Source organism: Acinetobacter sp. YH16040_T (genome assembly GCF_024605785.1).
GTDB lineage: Bacteria > Pseudomonadota > Gammaproteobacteria > Pseudomonadales > Moraxellaceae > Acinetobacter > Acinetobacter amyesii.
The window spans coordinates 2,800,308-2,821,977 of the sequence record NZ_CP094541.1 but is presented as its reverse complement, the minus strand read 5'-3'; the positions used below and the strand labels follow the sequence as shown (position 1 = coordinate 2,821,977).

At 41.5% G+C, this 21,670-nt stretch carries 15 protein-coding genes and 1 tRNA gene; 6 read left to right on the top strand and 10 right to left on the bottom strand.

The window, feature by feature from the left end; all coding sequences use genetic code 11:
• Positions 1-3 precede the first annotated feature (3 nt).
• The 3 genes from rlmD to MST16_RS13760 all read left to right on the top strand — a co-directional run bounded on the left by rlmD (position 4) and on the right by MST16_RS13760 (position 4,463).
• Complete coding sequence (gene rlmD / locus MST16_RS13770; RefSeq protein ID WP_180010935.1) at positions 4-1,392, top strand: 23S rRNA (uracil(1939)-C(5))-methyltransferase RlmD; 1,389 nt, start codon at positions 4-6, stop codon at positions 1,390-1,392.
• A 33-nt stretch (positions 1,393-1,425) separates the two neighbouring features.
• The gene (locus MST16_RS13765) at positions 1,426-3,732 is read left to right on the top strand and encodes a bifunctional (p)ppGpp synthetase/guanosine-3',5'-bis(diphosphate) 3'-pyrophosphohydrolase (protein ID WP_180010937.1); all 2,307 of its coding nucleotides are present in this window, start codon (positions 1,426-1,428) and stop codon (positions 3,730-3,732) included.
• Between the two features lie 80 nt (positions 3,733-3,812).
• Positions 3,813-4,463, top strand: coding sequence for a hypothetical protein (locus MST16_RS13760; RefSeq protein ID WP_180010939.1), 651 nt, complete (start codon positions 3,813-3,815; stop codon positions 4,461-4,463).
• Between the two features lie 62 nt (positions 4,464-4,525).
• Here MST16_RS13760 and secF read toward each other — a convergent pair whose 3' ends face one another.
• The 8 genes from secF to queA form a co-directional block, all read right to left on the bottom strand.
• Entirely contained in the window at positions 4,526-5,488 is a 963-nt protein-coding gene (gene secF / locus MST16_RS13755) for a protein translocase subunit SecF (RefSeq protein WP_111885820.1), read from the bottom strand.
• Positions 5,489-5,498: 10 nt separating this feature from the next.
• The gene (gene secD / locus MST16_RS13750; protein ID WP_111885819.1) at positions 5,499-7,397 is read right to left on the bottom strand and encodes a protein translocase subunit SecD; all 1,899 of its coding nucleotides are present in this window, start codon (positions 7,395-7,397) and stop codon (positions 5,499-5,501) included.
• A gap of 54 nt (positions 7,398-7,451) precedes the next feature.
• Positions 7,452-7,781, bottom strand: coding sequence for a preprotein translocase subunit YajC (gene yajC, locus MST16_RS13745; protein WP_078191271.1), 330 nt, complete (start codon positions 7,779-7,781; stop codon positions 7,452-7,454).
• Positions 7,782-7,887: 106 nt separating this feature from the next.
• Positions 7,888-9,018: a tRNA guanosine(34) transglycosylase Tgt gene (tgt, locus tag MST16_RS13740; protein ID WP_078194179.1), complete on the bottom strand. Its 1,131-nt coding sequence runs from the start codon at positions 9,016-9,018 to the stop codon at positions 7,888-7,890.
• 80 nt (positions 9,019-9,098) lie between these two features.
• Positions 9,099-9,995 (bottom strand): DUF4303 domain-containing protein, encoded by an 897-nt coding sequence (locus MST16_RS13735; RefSeq protein ID WP_180010940.1) that lies wholly within the window; start codon positions 9,993-9,995, stop codon positions 9,099-9,101.
• An 81-nt stretch (positions 9,996-10,076) separates the two neighbouring features.
• On the bottom strand, positions 10,077-10,643 hold the full coding sequence (locus tag MST16_RS13730) for a LemA family protein (RefSeq protein WP_180010942.1): 567 nt from the start codon (positions 10,641-10,643) through the stop codon (positions 10,077-10,079).
• 54 nt (positions 10,644-10,697) lie between these two features.
• Positions 10,698-11,726: a hypothetical protein gene (locus MST16_RS13725; protein WP_180010944.1), complete on the bottom strand. Its 1,029-nt coding sequence runs from the start codon at positions 11,724-11,726 to the stop codon at positions 10,698-10,700.
• Positions 11,727-11,747: 21 nt separating this feature from the next.
• Positions 11,748-12,788, bottom strand: coding sequence for a tRNA preQ1(34) S-adenosylmethionine ribosyltransferase-isomerase QueA (gene queA / locus MST16_RS13720; RefSeq protein ID WP_078191326.1), 1,041 nt, complete (start codon positions 12,786-12,788; stop codon positions 11,748-11,750).
• Positions 12,789-12,966: 178 nt separating this feature from the next.
• On the opposite strand from queA, the gene MST16_RS13715 reads away from it, so the two are divergent.
• A tRNA-Leu gene (locus MST16_RS13715) sits at positions 12,967-13,053 on the top strand.
• Between the two features lie 270 nt (positions 13,054-13,323).
• Here the strand turns inward: MST16_RS13715 and MST16_RS13710 are convergent.
• Positions 13,324-13,623 carry an HNH endonuclease gene (locus MST16_RS13710; RefSeq protein ID WP_168378735.1) on the bottom strand — a complete coding sequence of 100 codons (300 nt, stop codon included), beginning with the start codon at positions 13,621-13,623 and terminating at the stop codon, positions 13,324-13,326.
• A gap of 191 nt (positions 13,624-13,814) precedes the next feature.
• Positions 13,815-16,049, bottom strand: coding sequence for an NADP-dependent isocitrate dehydrogenase (locus MST16_RS13705; RefSeq protein WP_180004594.1), 2,235 nt, complete (start codon positions 16,047-16,049; stop codon positions 13,815-13,817).
• A 1,465-nt stretch (positions 16,050-17,514) separates the two neighbouring features.
• On the opposite strand from MST16_RS13705, the gene MST16_RS13700 reads away from it, so the two are divergent.
• Positions 17,515-18,816, top strand: a complete 1,302-nt coding sequence (locus MST16_RS13700; RefSeq protein ID WP_180010946.1) for a sensor histidine kinase KdpD — start codon at positions 17,515-17,517, stop codon at positions 18,814-18,816.
• Positions 18,817-18,908: 92 nt separating this feature from the next.
• Positions 18,909-21,668, top strand: a complete 2,760-nt coding sequence (glnE, locus tag MST16_RS13695) for a bifunctional [glutamate--ammonia ligase]-adenylyl-L-tyrosine phosphorylase/[glutamate--ammonia-ligase] adenylyltransferase (RefSeq protein WP_180010948.1) — start codon at positions 18,909-18,911, stop codon at positions 21,666-21,668.
• The last annotated feature ends 2 nt before the right edge of the window (positions 21,669-21,670 follow it).

Genomic DNA, 21,670 nt, shown 5'->3' with positions numbered 1-21,670 from the left:
CGCATGAAACACAAAGCCAAACCCCAAAAAGCCCAACAACCCATTTATACATTTCAGGTTGAATCGCTTTCACATGAGGGGCGAGGCATAGCGCACTTTGGGACGCATCCAGATCATCCTGCAGAAAAACACGGTAAGAAAGTCTTTATCCGTTATGCCTTGCCGGGTGAAACGGTGCGTGCGCGTATTACCAATGTCGTTAAGCGTCTTGAAGAAGCAGACAGTCTGGAATTACTGAGTGAAGAGTCTGCTCTACGGGTTAAACCGGCCTGCCCACATTATGGGGTTTGTGGTGGGTGTAGCATGCAGCATATTCATCCCGACGAGCAAATTCGTTTAAAACAAGATGTTTTACAATCACATTTGCAACATTTTGCTGGGATACAACCTGATCAATGGTTAGCTCCTTTACGTTCATTGCGTGAAGACTACCGTCGCAAAGCACGTATTGGTGTGCGTTACCTACCTGCAAAAGATAAGCTTGTGGTTGGCTTTCGTGAAAGCCAGTCAAATAAACTGACTTCGATTGACCGTTGTATGGTGTTGGATCGTGAGTTTGGCTCCATCACCACACTCAAACAATTGTTACAAAGTCTGCAAGGTAAAGCAGATATTGGGCATATGGAACTGGCCATGGGAGATCAAGAAATTGCCCTCCTAATTCGTCATACGGCGGAACTTTGCGCGGAAGATGTCAACCAATTAGTAAAATTTGCGTTACATAAAGAGTGGCAACTGTACTTGCAACCTGAAGGGCCAGACAGCTTACATCGCGTGGATCATCCCGATGCACCGATGCGTCTGCACTATGGTCTAAGTGACTTTGCTGTGGAATTTGGCTTTAATCCTCAAGACTTCACGCAAGTGAATTCCACGATTAATCCGCAAATGGTGAAACTGGCATGTGAATTGCTTCAGTTACAACAAGGTGAGCGAGTTCTAGATCTGTTTTGTGGCTTAGGAAACTTTTCTTTACCACTTGCTCAATGTGTGGGTTCAACGGGTCAAGTCGTTGCAGTTGAAGGGAGTGAAGAAATGGTTCAGCGTGGTGCAGAAAATGCACAAAACAATGGCCTTTCGCAACTGAAATTTTATTCACAAGATTTAACAAAAGATTTTTCGCATCATTCTTGGGCAAAACAAGGATTTGATGCATTATTGATAGACCCACCACGTTCTGGTGCAGAAGAAATAATGCGTTATGTGCCCAAATTTGGTGCAAAAAGAATCGTTTATGTGTCATGTAATCCTGCAACACTAGCACGCGATGCTGGAATGCTGGTACAACAAGGCTACCGTTTGAAAAAAGCGGGTGTCATGGACATGTTTACCCATACAGGGCATGTCGAATCGATTGCTTTGTTCGAAAAAGAAAATCAGATAAACGATTAAAAGTTATGAAGCGTAGAAAACTAGGAGTAGGGTATGGTCACAGTACGTGAACAATTACCTGGACGTCTCAATGAGCTGTCTCAGGAAACGACTGTAGAACATGCCGAGCAAGCACAGCATGATTTGGCTGAATGGCTAGAGCGTGTGAGTGGCATGTTTGACGGGGCTCCTCTAAATCAACTCGAAGAAGTTGCACATCTGACCTTACAGAATGAACTTGAAACAACGGTCAACCATCGCTCGAATACCTTCTATACGGGTATTGAAATGGCGGATATTCTTGCTCATCTGTATGCGGATGAAGATACGTTATCAGCAGCCATGCTGTATCGAAGTGTTCGTGAAGGCGTAACCAGTTTAGAAGAAGTCCAAAGCAAATTTGGCGATCAAGTGCATGCTTTGGTGAAAGGCACGCTTGCCATGGGTAAGTTGTCTGACCTGATTGAGCAAAATAAACGTTTAGAAGATCATTTTAATAATAACCAGCGTGAACATTTGACCGGCATTTATAAAATGCTGATTTCGGTGACCGAAGATGTTCGCGTTGTATTAATCAAACTTTCTGAACGTACCTATGCATTACGTGAGTTAGCGCATTCAACCAAAGAGCGTCAAGAGCGTGTCGCACGAGAAATTTTAACCATTTACTCGCCGCTCGCGCACCGTTTAGGGATTGCACAGCTTAAGTGGGAGCTTGAAGATCTCGCTTTCCGTTATCTAGCACCTGAACGTTATAAAGAAATTGCATCCTTACTAAATGAAAAACGTTTAGAGCGTGAACAATATATTCAGTTCGTAACAGAAAAGTTGCGTAAAGAACTGTTAGATCATGGCATTGAGGCCGAGATTAATGGTCGGGTTAAACACATTTATTCGATTTATCGAAAAATGAAGAGTAAGAACCTGAGCTTTGATCAGCTTTATGACATTCGAGCGGTTCGTGTTTTGGTGGATAATGTACCTGAGTGTTATCATACACTGGGGATCGTTCATCAGATTTGGCGTCATATTCCGCATCAGTTCGATGATTATATTACCAACCCGAAAGCCAATGGTTATCGCTCACTGCACACGGCCGTGATTGCAGAGAACAAATCTTTAGAAGTGCAAATTCGTACGCACAATATGCACGAAGAAGCTGAACTCGGGGTGTGTTCGCACTTTAACTATAAAGAAGGCTCTAAAACCACAGATTATTCATTTAATCATCGCTTACATTCTTTGCGTGCAGTGCTTGAACATTATCAAGAACGAAATGATGCCAGCGCACATAAAGAAGATGAAGATTCTGAAAACTTCGAACAAATCCAAGAGTTTGAAGATTTTGAGAAAATCTATGTGTTTAGTCGTGATGGTGATATCAAAGAATTACCACGCGGTTCGACCGTGCTCGACTTTGCCTATCATGTGCATACTGAGGTGGGCAACAAGTGCTATGCGGCACGAGTGAACCAACGTTATGTGCCTTTAACCTATACCCTCAAAACTGGGGAACAGGTTGAGATTTTAACCAAGAAAGATCGTGAGCCGAACCGAGATTGGTTGGTAAACTCACTGGGGTATATCAAGACGGCTCGTGCACGTGACAAGTTACGTCATTGGTTCCGTCAGCAAGACCGTAGTAAAAATTTGGAAGTGGGACGTGAGATTCTGAATAAAGAATTGTCACGTTTGGCGATTCACCCGAAAAGTATCGATTTGAATGATTACTGCAATCATTTTAATGTGAAATTGGGTGAAGATATATTGATTGGCTTGGTGAGTGGCGACATTAGCTTACATGCCTTAATCAATCAGGTTAACCGTCATATGCACCTCGATCAGGATGAGCCTGAACTGGTGTTAAAACCGACCTTGAACCCTCGTGCAAGTCATACGCTTTCGGCGCATGGTATTTTGATTGATGGTCTGGACAATGTAGAACTACACATTGCTCAGTGTTGTCAGCCTGTGCATGGTGAATCGATTGCTGGTTATATCACACTGAATCGTGGCGTGAGTATCCATAAGGTCGCATGTCCGGATTATATCCGTATGATTGGACAAGAGCCTGAGCGTGCGGTTGAAGCGGATTGGGAAATGCAGCCAACTCGTGGTCAAAGTGTGCAAATCGTGGTGGAAGCTTATGACCGTCGTGGTTTGCTTAAAGATCTGACTCAAGTGATTTTCTCAGACCAAATCAACATTCGTCAGGTGAATACGATTTCCGAAAGTGATGGTATTGCCAATATGAAGTTATTGATTGAAGTGAAGGGCTTGGCGCAGTTGTCGAAACTGTTGGCACGTCTAGAGCAACAACCTGGCATTATTAGCGCCCGTCGATTGGTGCAAGGTAGCTAAAAATAAAGCTGTATAAAAAAACCCGCTGTGTGCGGGTTTTTTATTATATTGAGGGAGAGAAATTATAAAATTGAGTGCTTATGCTCCCTTCAGAGCTTTTTGAAAAGCGTCGACAGAATTTAACACGAGCTATCGATCATTGGGTGTCAATTGGCCCTTTTAAAAATGGTAAAGCCGTATGTGAACATTTTGGCTTATCAGTTCCTTTAATTTCCCAATTATTAAATAGTCATCGGCAGATTGGAGAGAAATTTGCACGTGAATTAGAGTCACAATTGGGACTCATTAAGGGAAGTTTAGATCATGAAGTTCAGTTTATAGAACAAAACAAGTGCACTGAGGAGCAAGCAAGCTTGGTCCTTTTTGAAATGCAGGTGGTTGAGACACAGGCATTTTCGTTAAAACCGATTTCAAATGATTCATCTCAATATTCAGCATTATTTAAAAACACTCAAGACCTGTATTTCATTCGCATCACAGCGTCGTATTATGCACCTATATTACAAGAGGGTTGGCTTGTGGTCTGTGACGAACGGCGAGGGGTAGAGAGATCGGATCTAGCCTGTGTATATTTGCGAAATGGCTTAAATTTAATTTTAAACGTGATACAGCAAACAGATGATACATGGCAATTTGCAAGTCTAGACCAAAAACGACAGGTAGAATTCCTGCAATCCGATATTGAAAAATTACATCCTATTATTGCGATCTTACCTAGCCCATTTATTTAAGGTAGTCGCATAAAAAAACCCATCCGAAGATGGGTTTTGATCTGAACTATAAGTTGAAAGGCTTAAGGAATCTCTTCTTCTTCAAATTCAGGCTTCACTTGTACAATGAAGTCTTGACGGTTCAGGCCACGCCATAACGCGAAGGCTGTACCAATGTAAATTGATGAATATGTACCCACAAATACACCAACAAACATTGCAACAGAGAACCATTTCAGACCATCACCGCCCAGTACCATCATCGCTACAACAACCAGTAACAGTGTCATAGAGGTGTGAATGGTACGGCGAAGTGTTTCAGTCAAAGCACTGTTCACAACTTCAAGAGGTTCAGCACCGCGAATCTTACGGAAGTTTTCACGAATACGGTCAGATACAACGATGTTATCGTTGAGCGAGAAGCCGATAATCGCGAGTAGCGCAGCCAAAACTGTTAAGTCAAACGGCCACTGCATCATAGCAAAGATACCAATGGTCACCACGATATCGTGGAATAAAGACAGTACAGCGCCCATCGCAAGTTTGAACTCAAAGCGAATAGTGACATAAACCAGCATGAGCAGTAGGGCAAGACCAACAGCGCCCGCAGAACGCACGTAGAGTTCATTACCGACTTGACCACCAACCACATCAACTTTATGTACTTCTGCTTTATTGCCTGGCAATTGAGCGGCAGTCGTAATGGCTTTGGTTAGGTCTTCAGCTTCAATGTCTTTTTGAACTGGCATACGAACCATCAGGTCGCGGTCAGATCCTAAGGTTTGTACCACAGGGTCTTTAAAACCAGCTTTTGTCAGCGCTGAGCTCACATCGGTAGATTTTACTGGTTGACTATAGTTCAACTCTGCTGCCACACCGCCAGTAAAGTCCAAACCGAGGTTTAGACCTTTGGTGCAAATAAAAAAGATACTTGCGAGCGTTAAAATAATCGATATCAAGGCTGCCGGTTTGGCAATCTTCATAAACGGAATAATGCGCTCGTTGTCAGGACGGCCGTATTGTTTCGGTTGAGTATTTTCAGTCATCTTCGATCTCCTAAATGCTCAACTTCTTCAGGTTACGTTTTTTACCATAAATGATTTGTACGATTGCACGTGTCACAGTAATTGCTGTGAACATTGAGCAGACAATACCAATCATTAGGGTAACCGCGAAGCCTTTAATTGGGCCTGTACCAATTGCGAACAGAATGAAAGCAACCAAGAATGTGGTTAAGTTGGAGTCAAAGATGGTGTTATACGCACGATCATAACCCGCAACAATCGCCTGTTTCGGCGAGGCACCCCATTTAATTTCCTCTCGTATCCGCTCACAGATCAGTACGTTGGCATCGACCGCCATACCAATGGTAATTACGATACCTGCAATACCCGGAAGGGTGAGGGACGCGCCAATCCAAGACATGATGGTTAAAATCATGGCAAGGTTAACCACGAGTGCAAAGTTGGCAATCAAGCCGAACACACGGAAGAAGACCACCATCCAAATCGCAACCAATAAGAAACCGATTTGAGTTGATAATACGCCTTTGTCGATGTTTTCTTGACCGAGACTCGGACCAATCACACGTTCTTCAACGAAGTACATTGGCGCTGCCAAAGCACCTGCACGTAACATCAATGCAAGTTCAGATGCTTCTTGAGGTGAATCTAGACCGGTAATACGGAACTGAGAACCCAATACAGCTTGAATCGTTGCCGCATTGATGACTACAGATTCGGTATAAGGTGTACGAACTTCAGTTTGTGTACCTGTTGCAGGATCTGCAACATAACTAATTTTTTGTTTGTTCTCGATGAACAAAACAGCCATTCGTTTGCCTACAGCATTACGAGTAGCTTCAGACATCAACTTACCGCCCGCAGTGTCCAAAGTAATATTTACTTCAGCACCACCTGTATCTTGGCTAAAGCCTGATGACGCGTTTTGTACACGTTCACCCGTTAAGATACGGTTACGGTTAAGCAATAATTGACGACCGCTGTCCAAAGATTCATAAGCAAAAGCTTCTGTACCCGGCGGTAATGAGCCTTTTGCTTGACCTGTGTATGGATCGATGTATTGATCATTTAAGTCAGAAACTAAGCGGAACTCAAGGTTTGCAGTACGACCAAGTACACGTTTTGCTTCAGCAGTATCTTGTACACCCGGTAATTCAACCACAATACGGTTGCTACCTTGGGTTTGCACCAATGCTTCCGCTACACCTAACTCGTTAATACGGTTACGTAAAGTCGTTAAGTTTTGGTTAACAGCATAAGACTGAATTTCTTGTTTACGTGTATCTGTGTAGCTTAAACGTAGTGTTGAACCTTCAGTTGTTGCAACCGCTTGTTGAGTATATTCATTGCCGTTACGACGAAGGAAATCCATAGCTGCAGAACGGTCATCATTATTTGCAAATTGCATAGTAATGGTGTTGTTGTTCAAAGATAAGCTATTGAATTTTAATTTATTGTCACGAAGTTGGCGACGTAAGTCAGCCGCGGACGTTTCCATACGTTGTGAAATGGCTTTGTCCATATCCACTTCAAGTAGGAAATGTACACCACCACGTAAATCCAGACCCAGCTTCATTGGTTTAGCACCAATTTTTTGTAGCCATTCTGGCGTAGTAGGCGCAAGGTTTAATGCGACGACATAATTTTCACCGAGCCCACGACGCAGTGCTTCTTTCGCTTTTAATTGTTGTTCGCTCGAATCAACACGTAATAAAGCGGCATTATTGGTGAAGCTATTGTCATGGCTGGCAATATTTTCAGATTTTAAAATTTGCTCTGCTTTTTGTACGATGCTTTGGTCAATCTGGGTACCGGCTTTGGCACCTGAAATTTGAACAGCAGGTTCATCAGGATACAAACTTGGCAGGGCATATAATGTACTGATGACTAGTACCACTAGAATCAGTAGATATTTCCATGCTGGGTAACGCATTCGTTTTCTTCTTAAAATGAAAAAAGCCGTGCGGGTGCACGACTTATTTTTTGATTAAAGGTTATTTAGAGTGCCTTCAGGCAGAACTGAAATCACACTTGCGCGTTGTACTTTTACTTCTACGCCACGGTTCAGTTCAACAACTGCAAAATCACCTTCGATTTTTGTGATTTTACCCATTAAACCGCCCGCAAAAACAACTTCACTACCAACACCTAGGCTTTCAATTAGTGCACGATGTTCTTTTGCACGTTTTGATTGAGGGCGCCAGATCAAGAAGTAGAAGATTGCGACAAATACCGCAATCATCAACAGGTTTGCCATCATGCTTGGTTGCTGTGCAGCTTCACCTGCCGCGTGAGCAGTAGAAATAAAAAGGCTCATTTCATTTTCCTAAACTAAAAAAACTGGTTATCAATACTTTGATAAATAAATTGGACTTGTTCAGCAATTTACCTTGTCTTTTTCATCAGCGCAAATGCTGAAAGAATTAATCTTGAGGACAAGGTGGCACTTCCATGCCGCGACGACGATAAAAGTCTTCAACAAACTCATCAAAAGTGCCATGATCGAGAGCATCACGCATCGCTTCAGTTAGACGTAGGTAATAACGTAAGTTATGAATAGTACCGAGCATCGAACCGAGCATTTCGCCGCATTTCTCAAGATGGAAGAGATAAGATTTGGTGAAGTTTGTACAGGTATAGCAGTCGCAATGTGGGTCAAGCGGACTTTGATCATGACGATATTTGGCATTGCGAATACGCACTAAACCATCAGTCACAAAATAATGACCATTACGTGCGTTTCGTGTTGGCATCACACAGTCAAACATATCGACACCGCGACGAACTGCTTCTACGATATCTTCTGGTTTACCGACACCCATCAAGTAACGTGGTTTATCCGCAGGCATTTTCTCTGGAAGATAATCCAATACTTTGATCATTTCTTCTTTTGGTTCGCCAACAGACAAGCCGCCAATGGCATAACCATCAAAATCAATTTCTTTCAGACCATTTAAAGATTCATCACGTAAATCTTCGTACATGCCGCCTTGGATAATACCAAACAGGGCATTACGGTTTTTCAGCACGTCATGATGTTGAGTCTTACAACGTTTCGCCCAACGCAATGAAAGCTGCAGTGATTTTTGCGCTTCTTCATGTGTCGCAGGATAAGGCGTACATTCATCAAAAATCATCACGATGTCTGAATTCAGCGTGTGCTGAATATCCATCGAAATTTCAGGAGATAAAAAGACTTTAGAGCCATCAATCGGAGAGCGGAAAGTCACGCCCTCTTCTTTAATTTTGCGCATAGCGCCAAGGCTGAAGACTTGGAAACCACCTGAATCTGTCAAAATCGGATTATTCCATTTCATGAATTGGTGTAAGCCACCATGTTCACGAATAACATCTAGGCCTGGACGTAGATATAAATGGAAGGTATTGCCCAAAATAACTTGGGATTTAATTTCTTTAATGTCGCGTGGGAGCATGCCTTTTACAGTACCGTAAGTACCGACAGGCATGAACATAGGTGTTTCAACAACACCATGTTCAAGGGTTAAACGGCCGCGACGAGCACGGCCCGATTGCGCCAATTTTTCAAACTTCATACAAGGTCCAGATCAAGGCGAAAAAACAGTTCGCTGATGGTAAGAGTGCTAAAAGTGCTCTATTTTCCTTGATTCTGCGGTTAAACGCTAGCTTTGTCGGGTGTTAAGTCTGTAAATTTATAGATTGCATCTTGTGACAAGGTTTCATCTGAACTCTTGGCATTAAAATAGAACTGGTTAATTCGCTGCAAAATTTCTTCTTTTTCCATCGCAAATGTGCCTTTCGGTTCCGATGTCATGGCCACGATACTGTCAATAAGCTTTTGAATATAAGGATTCGTGGTTGCATAGCTTTTTTCTAAGCTTAAAAGATAGACTTCATTGGCTACATGTAAATAGTTATAAGGTTGTATTTGAACGATTTGAGCCAAATCAATCAGCAGGTCTTTATCATACTGAGACAGCTTCATACGCTTGGGTAAGCTGTCGAGCTTGAGTGGTTGTTTGGATTTGAGAAAATCGTCAAGTTGTGTGCTTGGAGTATTTAAAACCTGAGCTGAATAAATTTCTATTTCGGGCTGTGTCTGGACCGTGATAAAAAACAGAATATTGTCCAGTTCTATGCCGTAGGACTGAACCAAGTCGATTTTTGTTTGTTGTATGGCATTGAGCAAGATTGAAAGATGGTTAGCCGATTCAGACTTTATCGTACTTTTTATAGAAGATGGATCAAGGTTTAAATGGCCCACTTCATTTACAGATGTCAGTTTAAACTGCGCCAAGTCTTGGTCGAGGGAAAGGGCACTATGATAGCGCCATTTCGGCACATTCCATCGATCATGCGCTGCAAGATATTGAGCAGAATCTTCATCTTCGGCAAAAACACTACGCTGCGTAGAGACAGTGATATAGTCCATGGATAAATAGGAATTGAACACCAACGTACATGCGTAAATATGGTCGTCTTGGTGCTGCTCATAGAGTTTGAAAAATGCCTGAATCAGCACATTTTTCAGTGCATTAATTTGATTTTGCATATTTTATTTTTCTTTCTAGTTTTGGAGGTGCTTGATCACCTCATCATTATTTTTTTTACTTTTGTGCATTAAAGCCCGAACTTAAAAGTTCGGACGATAATCAAAATTTTGGCTGGCAGCTTGATCGCGGAAAGGGCGAACCGCTTTTTTACTCAGCAATAGCGTATTAATAATATTGTTAGGAAATACTTGAATGTGGTTGTTGAACAACTCGACGTTGCGGTTAAAAATAGTAATCGCCGCACCGACATTTTCGTTTTGTTCTTCAATTTCATTCATCATTTTAAGATAAATATCATTGGCTTTGAGCTCTGGATAGTTTTCAACCACAACATTCAGGCTGCGCATTAGATCTTGATTTAAGGCTTCGATACGCTGTAATTGGCTGACATCGGTACTGCTTACGTTCAAATTCATAATATTTTGACGGAGTTCAGTGACTTTTGCCAAAGTCCCTTGTTCAAAATTGGAATATTGCTCAACCAAAGGCTGTAATCCATCTAAAATTTTGATTTTTTGACGTTCATAGCTGGCTACATCTGACCATGCACGAATGGTTGCATTGTGATGTCGGACAATGTTATTGCGAATCATGATTGCACCAATCACCAATGCAATGATGATTAAAACAAAGATCAAAAGCCCCATAAAATTTTATCCTCAAGATAAAAGGTCGTAATTTAAAACATTATTGAATGAAATCTATTTTAAAAACTGCGTTAAGTCGTTTTTCAAATTTTCTAAAGCATTTAATTTAAAGGTTCTGAGATGTCCACGCAATGCAGAAACATCCTGAATTCGTTTTGCTTTACTACTGACTTTAAATAAATCTGTAGAGCCAAGATAGCACATTATTCGGTGGCTCGGATGAAATAGCAGATCACCTTCACGGTTTTGAAAAAAATCCGCCAGTCGGAGTACAAAGCCCGGGCTGAGTAATTTAGCGATTTCCATTTGGTTATCGCCATAAAACTTTAATTTTTGATTGGTTTGAATGTCGCTGCTGTGCCAAGGAAAACTATAGGGATAGCCAAAGTTTTTACCTGTTGCAGATACGGCAAGCCCATGGATGCCAATATCAAAAACGAATACACCCCACAGGTCTTTATGGATTTCTTTGACCGTGACTTCATCACCGTCTTTGTCGCGTACCTTCAGTTCACTCACATAGTGATATTGAAAGACCATGACTTGATGCTGTTGCTGATTTTCATCTTCCCAAACCGTACTGGCGAAGGTCTGAATGTCATTCGAAAGGCTGCCTTGCTTAAACACAGGGAACATACGTTTAAGATTGCCAATAAACTGTAGATTATTCAGCGGCATCGAAATGTATTCAGGCTGTCGGTTAAAGGCCAGTTGGTATTTTTTTGCAATGCATTCGGTTTCTAAAAATGCAATTACATCTTCGATCGGATCATCTTTTTCATAGCTGATATACGCCCAAAACACCATGACCAATCCCGCAGCAAAGCAAAGCTGTGCCCAGCCATGATCGGGCTGAATCACAATAAACAGCATGAAGCCGATACCCAGTGCGGCTAAAGCCAGCGGCAGTAAATTTTCAAATTTGAGCGTAATGGGCGCGTTCCAAGGGTGCAACCCATCGAGGAGCTCTTGGTGTGTTTTTGCGTTTCGGCCTATATCCCATAGCCGAGCAATATTCTGAAAAACAACTTCATTCTTTTTGCGACGAATATGGATGGAATGCTTTACAGAATCTATCGGCATAGGGATGATTTCAGCGTTCGATTATTTGTGGTTAATGTTATCAATTAACATCGCATCGCCATAACTAAAGAAGCGATATTGGCTGTCGACGGCATGGTGATAGGCATTCAAAATATTATCCCGATTGGACAACGCTGACACTAACATGAGCAGGGTAGACTCAGGTAAATGGAAGTTGGTAATTAAACGATCGACTACTTTGAACTCATAACCTGGGTAGATAAAGATTTGTGTATCACCAGTCCAGCCCTTGAGTTCGCCGCCATTGGCTTGAGCGGCACTTTCAGTCGCGCGAGTCGCTGTAGTACCGACAGCAATGACTTTATTGCCACGTGCTTTTGTCTCACGGATTAAAGCCATAGATTCTTCTGATACGTCACACCATTCGCTGTGCATGATGTGATTTTCAATGTCATTGGTGCGCACGGGTAAGAATGTGCCTGCACCCACATGCAAGGTAACAAAGGTTTTATTTACGCCTTTGTCTGCCAATTTTTTGAGTAGCGCTTCATCAAAATGTAAGCTTGCTGTTGGTGCTGCAACTGAAGCCAATTTGGTTGGGTCGTTAAACACGGTTTGATAACGTTCGGTATCAATCGCTTCTGCTTCACGGTTAAAGTAAGGCGGAATCGGTAAAGCACCGTATAAATCTAAAACTTGTAAAATAGGCTGTGAAAATTCCACAACAAATAAGTTTTCATGACGGCCTTGAACGGTCACTTTAACTTCGTCTGGACCAATAAATAACTCCGCACCTTCTTTAGGTGTATTGCTGGCTTTAATGTGGCAATGCGCGGTTTTCGGGTCAAGAATACGTTCAACCAGGACTTCAACTGCACCGCCTGTTGCTCGTTTGCCTTTCAAGCGGGCTTTCATCACTTTGGTATCGTTCAGTACCAATAAGTCACCTTCATTGAGCAAGTCTAAAATGTCAGTGAAATGATGGTCGTGATATTCGCCATTCAGGTCGAGATGGAGCAGGCGTGATGCACTACGTGTTTCAAGCGGATAGCGGGCAATGAGTTCGTCGGGGAGATTGAAGTTAAAGTCAGAAAGTTGCATGTTAAGAAATCTGAAAAGGGGATAATGAAATTTGGCTTAGTATAAGCTTTTTTGGGTTTTAACGCTGAAATTGATGGATTATCCATCTAAAAATTCTTATACGGTTTATTTTTAATCAAATGAGAACATCATGCGTTGACAAGTTTTTGAAACAGTTTATTATACGTTTCAACACCTTCCCGAGGTGGTGAAATTGGTAGACGCGGTGGATTCAAAATCCACTATCAGAGATGATGTGTCGGTTCGAGTCCGACCCTCGGGACCAAAATTCTAAAAGACCCCAAGCTTATTAAGACTTGGGGTTTTTTTATGTCTAAAAGTAATGACTTATATAAAATTTCTAGAAAATTTCCAATGATTTCACTAGCCACGTTTCAGGTGGTCACTTCGTAAAATGAGTACTCGGATGAGTACCTGAATTTTGTTTGGGTACTCATGGTGGAATCAGATGCTAAGCTTAAATTATTAGATCAATACAATAATCAAATGTGATTGATCGGGTGTCTTATAGGGCTTGTAGTATTTAAAAGCTTTATTAACTATCTAAAGCTACTTTGATGACATCTGCAATTGTCTCAGTGTTGACACCTCTTTTTCGAGCATTCTCAGAGTGGAACCAAGTTGCTAAGTCTTTATTGCCTTTAGATGCATTGCAGCCAACACAGCACAATGCAATATTGGTTAAGGTTGTAATTCTTATATCGTTGATAATGTGTTCCCAAGACTTCTTGTTGGCTCTTTCAGTGCCAAATTTTTTGCCGCAATATACACAGCACAGGTCTCGCTCCGAGACCGCATCTTCTATGTGCTTTGGTATTCCCCATGAATTTGCCATTTTAGGTTTTCCTTATTTTATGGCTGTAGTTGGATGAAAAAGCCTACCTTTGATAGCTCACATTCATAAAATTTAGAGCAAAGTATTAAATGAAAGAGTTGTCATAACACTATATAAATGAGGGTATAAAAAAACCAGCGCCGAAGCGCTGGTTTTTTTACATCACTAACTTAAGTTAGTTTTGCATCAACTTATTGAGCAGCATCAAGAGCAGCATTCAAAGTTGCGCTTGGACGCATTACAGCATTTACTTTCGCTGTATCTACAGCGTAGTAACCACCGATGTCCGCAGCTTTACCTTGAACTTCAGCAAGTTCTGCAACGATTTTTTCTTCGTTGTCAGCAAGAGCTTGAGCAAGAGGAGCGAATTTCGCTTTAAGATCTGCATCTTCGTCTTGCGCAGCAAGTTCTTCAGCCCAGTATTTAGCAAGGTAGAAGTGGCTGCCACGGTTGTCTAGTTCGCCAGTACGACGTGATGGAGACTTGTCATTGTCAAGCAATTTACCAGTCGCAGCATCAAGCGTATTTGCAAGAAGTTTAGCTTTCGCGTTGTCTTCTTTGATGCCCATTTCTTCAAGAGAAACAGCAAGCGCCAAGAACTCGCCTAAAGAATCCCAACGTAAGTGGTTTTCTTCTACAAGTTGTTGTACGTGTTTAGGCGCAGAACCACCCGCACCAGTTTCGTACATGCCGCCACCAGCCATTAGAGGCACGATAGAAAGCATTTTCGCAGAAGTACCCAATTCCATAATCGGGAATAAGTCTGTTAGGTAGTCACGTAGGATGTTACCAGTTACAGAAATTGTATCTAGGCCACGAGCAACACGTTCAAGTGTATAACGCATAGCACGTACTTGAGACATGATTTGAATGTCTAAACCAGTAGTGTCGTGCTCTTTCAAGTAAGTTTGAACTTTCTTGATGAGTTCGTTTTCGTGTGGACGGTACGGGTCAAGCCAGAAGATCGCAGGCATTCCTGAGTTGCGTGCACGAGTCACAGCAAGTTTCACCCAGTCACGGATTGGAGCGTCTTTCACTTGGCACATACGCCAGATATCGCCTTCTTCCACGTTTTGTGACATCAACACTTCACCAGTTTCTAGGTCGGTGATGTTTGCAACACCCGCTTCAGCGATTTCGAAAGTTTTGTCGTGTGAGCCGTATTCTTCAGCTTTTTGCGCCATCAAACCAACGTTAGGTACAGTGCCCATAGTGCGTGGGTCAAAGTTACCATTCCATTTACAGAAATTGATCATTTCTTGGTAGATACGCGCGAAAGTAGATTCAGGCATTACAGCTTTACAGTCGTACTGTTTGCCGTCAGCACCCCACATTTTACCGCCACCACGGATCATTGCGGGCATAGATGCATCTACAATTACGTCATTAGGTGAGTGGAAGTTAGTGATGCCTTTTGCAGAATCCACCATTGCAAGTGCAGGACGGTGTTCTTGGCAAGCATGTAAGTCAGCAATGATTTCTTCACGAAGAGAAGTCGGAAGAGTTTCAATTTTTTCGTAAAGACCAGACATACCGTTGTTGATGTTAATACCTAACTCATCAAACAATTTGCCGTGTTTTTCGAATGCATCTTTGTAGTAAATCTTCACACAGTGACCGAAAACGATTGGGTGAGACACCTTCATCATGGTCGCTTTTACGTGTAGAGAGAACAAAATGCCTGCTTCTTTACAATCATCTAATTCTTTTTCATAGAAGTCGCAAAGTGCTTTTTTGCTCATGAACATTGAGTCGATGATTTCGCCGTCTTGAAGCGCAACTTTAGGCTTAAGAACAATAGTTTCACCAGACTTAGTGATCAATTCCATTTTTACATTGCGAGCGCGGTCTAAAGTCATAGACTTTTCGCCGTGGTAGAAGTCACCTTCGTCCATGTGAGAAACGTGAGTTTGTGACCACTGTTTCCATTCGCTCATAGAGTGCGGATGTTTCTTCGCGTAATTTTTTACTGCAGTAGGCGCACGACGGTCAGAGTTACCTTCACGAAGTACAGGATTTACAGCAGAACCTAGGCATTTGCTATAACGTGCCTTGATTTCTTTTTCTTCCTCAGTCGCTGGGTTTTCTGGATAGTTCGGAATTGCAAAACCTTTAGACTGTAATTCTTTAATGCAAGCAGTTAATTGGCCAACTGAAGCACTGATGTTCGGAAGTTTGATAATGTTTGTGCTTGGATCTTGGGTTAATTGTCCAAGCTCTGCCAAGTTATTTGGCACCTTTTGTTCTTCGCTTAGGTAGTCTGAAAATTCAGCGAGTACACGTGCTGCAACTGAGATATCGCGTTTAACGATTTCAACGCCAGCAGGTTTAGTAAAGGTTTCAATGATCGGCAGCAGAGAGTAAGTCGCCAATAATGGCGCCTCGTCGGTCAGTGTGTAGATGATAGTTGACTTTCCACCAGCCATATATAGCCCCTTGCTTTAGATTGTGTCTTTGAGGTCCGAGCTTGTGGCTCGCCTCTATGAACCGATTTGCTTAAATAAAACTATGAAAGTATCGGGGTTCATTGCTTTTCAGTCAACGCAAGATCCTGTGATGTGGTCATTTCGTAGAAAAATGATACAAAAGAAGTGCAGTTTGACGCCCAATTTTAGCGCAAAACCGAGAAGGGGAATATTGAAAGCTTGTTATTCATAGCTTAAAGCTATTGAACAATTAAATTTATATCGTTTTCTTGGGGCTGATCTGTTCTTTATGGCTCGTTCGAAATTTAGTTGTAAAGCAAAGCGTAGGACAGGTCAAACCGAAAGCCTTAGCTTTTAGGTGTAGATTTGGTGCGTAAGTTCGAAAATTAGTCAGGATCTGTGACTTTATAAAAGAACGACGTGAGTTCAATGCTCTATTTGACTTTGAGCGCTCTCGGAATGTTTATACGATAACTTATATATCTGATGAATAAGGCATGGCTATTTTTTAGCTTCAGTCATTTGGGTGAATGAGTTCATGTACAGTAGAAGCATAAATCGAATCTTTAGCTTAGTTTAATAACTGATGTTACGCAGTAACCATCAAAGCGCAATTTGCTTCAAATAAAAGAACGATACACGGTAAGGTCATCCACAAGTGTTTGAGACAGGACTACTTCTAATCAAAAATGTTTTTGCGATGCTTTGAATAATTTGACGGTAGTGAACGAGTTTTGCGCTGAGGAGCATTGCTCCGCAAGATGGTTTCCTTACGAAGCTTCGCTTCTCATTTTGCCGAAACAAAAGTACCTCCAGCCGAAGGCTAATCCCTTTATTCAATCCTTAGATGTAAGACTCCGTCGAATAGACTTAAAAATCATTTTAAAAGTGCATAAGTACTTTTACGTGCGTAACATCAGTTAATAAAGAAAAAGCGAGAAGGTCTAGTTTAAAGCAGCAACGATACTCACAACTCATAAATACTAATAAATTAGTCTAATAGAAAAACTTAAAAATAGATTCATTTAGTGTAGCTGACTGAAACGAGCATCCTGATGAGCAATCTGGTCATAGAATAGTCATAAAACTCACTATTTTTTGTGATGTAGTTAAAGAAAATTAAACCCAGTTTTTTAGGTCTTATGTAAGTAAATATTTCTTTTGGTCATGTTTTTAGTTTGAATAAAACGCGAAAAGTACGATTTAAAATAAACAGTTAATAAAATTTAAATTAATTTAAGTTTCTAATTTTATTGTTTTAATTTTTTTTTACCTTTAATGTTATGTTCTTTATAGATATTTTTATTTTCTAATTGGATGAAAGTTCGATTAAATAGCGCATTCGTAAATGATGTTTGTTTTTTTGTTGGGTTTTGTTATTGAGTGTTTGGGCTATTTTTGCTATTAATCTTGAACATAACAGTTGGTTTTTATCTTTAAGATAAACCCTGAGGAGAGCAACGGGATGGCTTTACGTTTACTGGATATTGGTACACAAACCGAATTATTAACTGCCTGTCGTTTGTCTTTATTGATGGGGGTTTATACGGACGACAACCGCATTGCAGAATTTTTAAAGTTCGCGCGTGGTATTGTGCAAGTAGAGAATGCTGTCCTCACATTTAAAAATGAACCTTATATATGGTATGCGTCAGAGCACATATTTAAGGCCTTTATGGCCGAAGCTGATGATGATCGTCTCGATCAGTTTTTTGCTGAACAGTCTCGTATAGATCACGATGCTGAAAATTACCAAGCTTATTCCAACTATATGCAAGAACTTGGATTAGGGCATCAGCGTTTAGTCGCTTTCGATTTAAAATATGACCAAGAATCTATCGGTAAAGTAATTTTGTTTGATGATCAAGTCACTGCATTTGAAGCTAAACAATTAAAGATTGTCGAAGAATTTGTACAAAGTCTAGTCAATATTATTCAACTCCGCGTTGAAAATGCCGAATTAAAAGAAGCCTATGAACAGCAGTCGGCACTCAATTTTAGTAAAACTAAATTTTTCCAAATTATTGCTCATGATTTACGAGCGCCTTTTCATGGTCTACTGGGCTTTTCTGAAGTTTTGGCGCAGGAACGCAATACCTTAGATGATTCAAGTGTGCAAAATATTGCAGACTATTTATATGACACCACACAGTCGACGTATAACCTTTTAGAAAGCTTATTAAACTGGGCTATGGCAGAAGGTGGTCGCTTTGTTTATCACCCGATTAATTTTGATTTACATCAGTCTGCAAAAATCGTCAGTGATGTTTTAAATAGCTTGGCTGTGAAGAAAAATATTCGACTGATCAATGCCGTACCTGAAGGTATTAAAGTCAATGCAGATATCAATATGATCACATCAGTGATGCAAAACTTGGTGTCAAACGCATTGAAATTTACCCATACCGATGGTAGAGGTGTGGTGACGATTTCAGCCGATCGAGATGGAGAACGGGTTGTATTCACTATTCAAGATACTGGATTGGGGATGACCCAAGCTCAGATTGATGATTTATTTCAGCAAAAACTGACGGTTAGTATTAAAGGTACGGCAGGAGAGCGTGGTACGGGGTTGGGTTTAGTCCTTTGTAAACGTTTTGTGGACTTAAATCAGGGTGAAATTGTGGTGAACTCGAAAGAAGGTGAAGGCACACAATTTAAAGTCTGGTTGCCACAGGCGACGAGCCTGCATCAAACCCTAAATACCGAGAGCAGCAGTGCACAGAAAGATGCGACCTTAAAAGATGCGACCTTAAGTGAACTTTAATGCGCATCTATTGGTATAAAAGCCTAAAAATACTTTTCCCTAAGCGTTATCAACTGTTATAACTAGAAAAAAATCACGCTAGGGTTTGTGAAATGAATGCGGAGCAATTGCAGAAAACATTACGTGCCAGTCAATATGCTGAACAGGTGCTCGGAATCCATCAGGCCAGTTTAGAACAAGACTATGCAATTGATCAGTTTCAAACCTCGCTGAGTACGGCACAAATTCAACATTTTGTCGCAAGCAGCCTCGCCGATATCCAAGATGAAAATAGTTGGATGCGTGCAATTCGTGTGCTGCGCGCACGTCTGATGTTTCGTTGGATTTGGCAAGATGCCAATCAACTCACCGATGTCGTCACCTTAACTCGAGAGCTTTCAGACTTTGCCGATGCATCCATCTGTGCGGCAAAAGATTTTGCACTAAAGCCGTTGATTGCGAAATATGGCGAACCGCTAAGCTATAAGGGGAAAGTTCAAGACCTGATTGTGGTTGCCATGGGAAAACTTGGTGCACAGGAACTTAATCTTTCAAGTGATATTGATCTTATTTTTGCCTTTGATGAACAGGGCGAAACCAATGGTCGAAAATGTATCGATGTACAGCAGTTCTGTATTTTATGGGGACAAAAATTAATTTACCTGCTTGACCATATTACGGCAGATGGTTTTGTCTTCCGTGTAGATATGCGCCTTCGCCCATGGGGTGATGGTTCTGCCTTGGCAATCAGTCATGCGGCATTAGAAAAATATTTAAGCCAGCATGGACGTGAATGGGAGCGCTATGCCTGGATTAAGGCACGTATCGTCACGGGCGGTAAAGAAGGCGCCGAGTTACTGGAAATGACCCGACCTTTCGTCTTCCGAAAATATGTCGATTACACCGCTTTCGAAGCCATGCGTGAAATGAAAGCCATGATCGAACGTGAAGTGCTACGTCGTAATATCGAAGATGACATTAAACTCGGTGCAGGCGGAATTCGTGAAGTAGAGTTTATTGTTCAAGTTTTTCAGCTCATCTATGGAGGTTCAAAACTCGAGCTGCAAGACCGTCAATGTTTAGTGAGTCTGCATCATTTAGGCGAAGTCGGATTATTAGAAAAAACCGCAGTTGCTGATTTAGAAGATGCGTATTTATTTTTACGTCGTATTGAACATGCGATTCAAGCACTCAATGATCAGCAAACCCAATCGTTGCCACATGAGCCTGAACCTCGCCAACGTATCTTAGATACTTTAGGTTTTGCGACCTGGGATGATTTTTTGCATGTGCTCAATCAGAAACGCGCCAAAGTCATTTACCAATTTGAGCATCTTATTAAAGAAAAAGAACCCGATCCGTTACTGGAAAGTTTTAGTCATTTAGAAGCCCAGTTGAACGATGTTTTAGATGATGATGCCAAAAATTTAATTCACGAATTTTGGTATGGACATGCGCTGAAAAAATTACCTGCCAAAGCAGTACAGCGTTTAAAAACCTTTTGGCCACATCTTATTGAAGCGATATTACAGTCAGATAAACCTCAGGTGGCCTTACTACGTCTCATGCCTTTGGTGGAGTCGGTGCTGCGTCGCACAGTTTATTTGGTGATGTTGATAGAGAGTAAAGGGGCATTACAACGATTAGTGAAAATGGCGACAGTCAGTCCTTGGATCTGCGAAGAATTGACGCATTATCCCGTGCTGTTGGACGAGTTTTTGTCGATGGATTTTGAGCTGCCAAAACGTAAAGATTTGGAAGATTCTCTACGTCAGCAATTGCTTCGAATTGAAATTGATCAAGTTGAAGATCAAATGCGTGTTCTTCGATTATTTAAAAAATCCAACGTCTTAGCAGTTGCTGCTAGTGATGTTTTGGCAGAAAGTCCGTTGATGAAAGTATCGGATGCATTGACCGATATTGCTGAAGTATCGGTGAATGCAACCTTGCATTTGGCATATCAAATTGTTGCCAAAAAACATGGCTATCCAATTGATGCAGAAGGGCAACGTTGTTCGATTGATCACACGGCTTTTGCGGTAATTGGCTATGGCAAGGTGGGTGGCATCGAGTTGGGTTATGGTTCGGACTTGGATTTGGTGTTTATTCACTATATGGATGAACAAGCCGATACTGATGGACAGAAACCAATTAGTGGCTTTGAATTTGCCATGCGGGTTGCACAAAAATTTATGTCCTTAATGACCACGCAAACCCTAGATGGCCGAGTGTATGAAGTGGATACACGTTTACGACCTTCGGGAGAGGCGGGGTTATTGGTGACTAGCTTAAAAGCTTTTGAGCAATATCAACATAAAAATGCTTGGGTCTGGGAGCATCAAGCTTTGGTACGTGCCAGAACGATTGCAGGTGAGCACAGTTTACGGATTGAAATTGAAAACTTGCGCTGCAATATTTTGACTCAGCCACGCGATGAGAACAATGTTCGTGCAGAAGTGCTAAAAATGCGCCAAAAAATGAAAGACCATCTAGGTTCTTCTAAAGAGCAGCAAAAAGATGGAATTTTTCATTTAAAACAAGATGCAGGTGGTATCGTTGACATCGAATTTATGGCACAGTATGCAGTATTAGCATGGAGTGGGTCGAATCCCGATCTCGCCCATTACTCTGACAACGTACGAATCCTTGAGGATGCCGCAAGAACGGATTGCTTATCCAGCGCCGACGCGACAGCATTGATTCAAGCTTATCTCCGTGAACGAGCCGAGAGCCACCGTTTAGCACTTGCGAATCAATCCATGCAAGTTTCAGCTGACGATTGGCACGATACCCGAGTGGTCGTTTGCAAGCTATGGCAAAGATTAATTGATCCAACTGCAACGTTTGCATTGGATAAAAATGACTGTGTATAAAA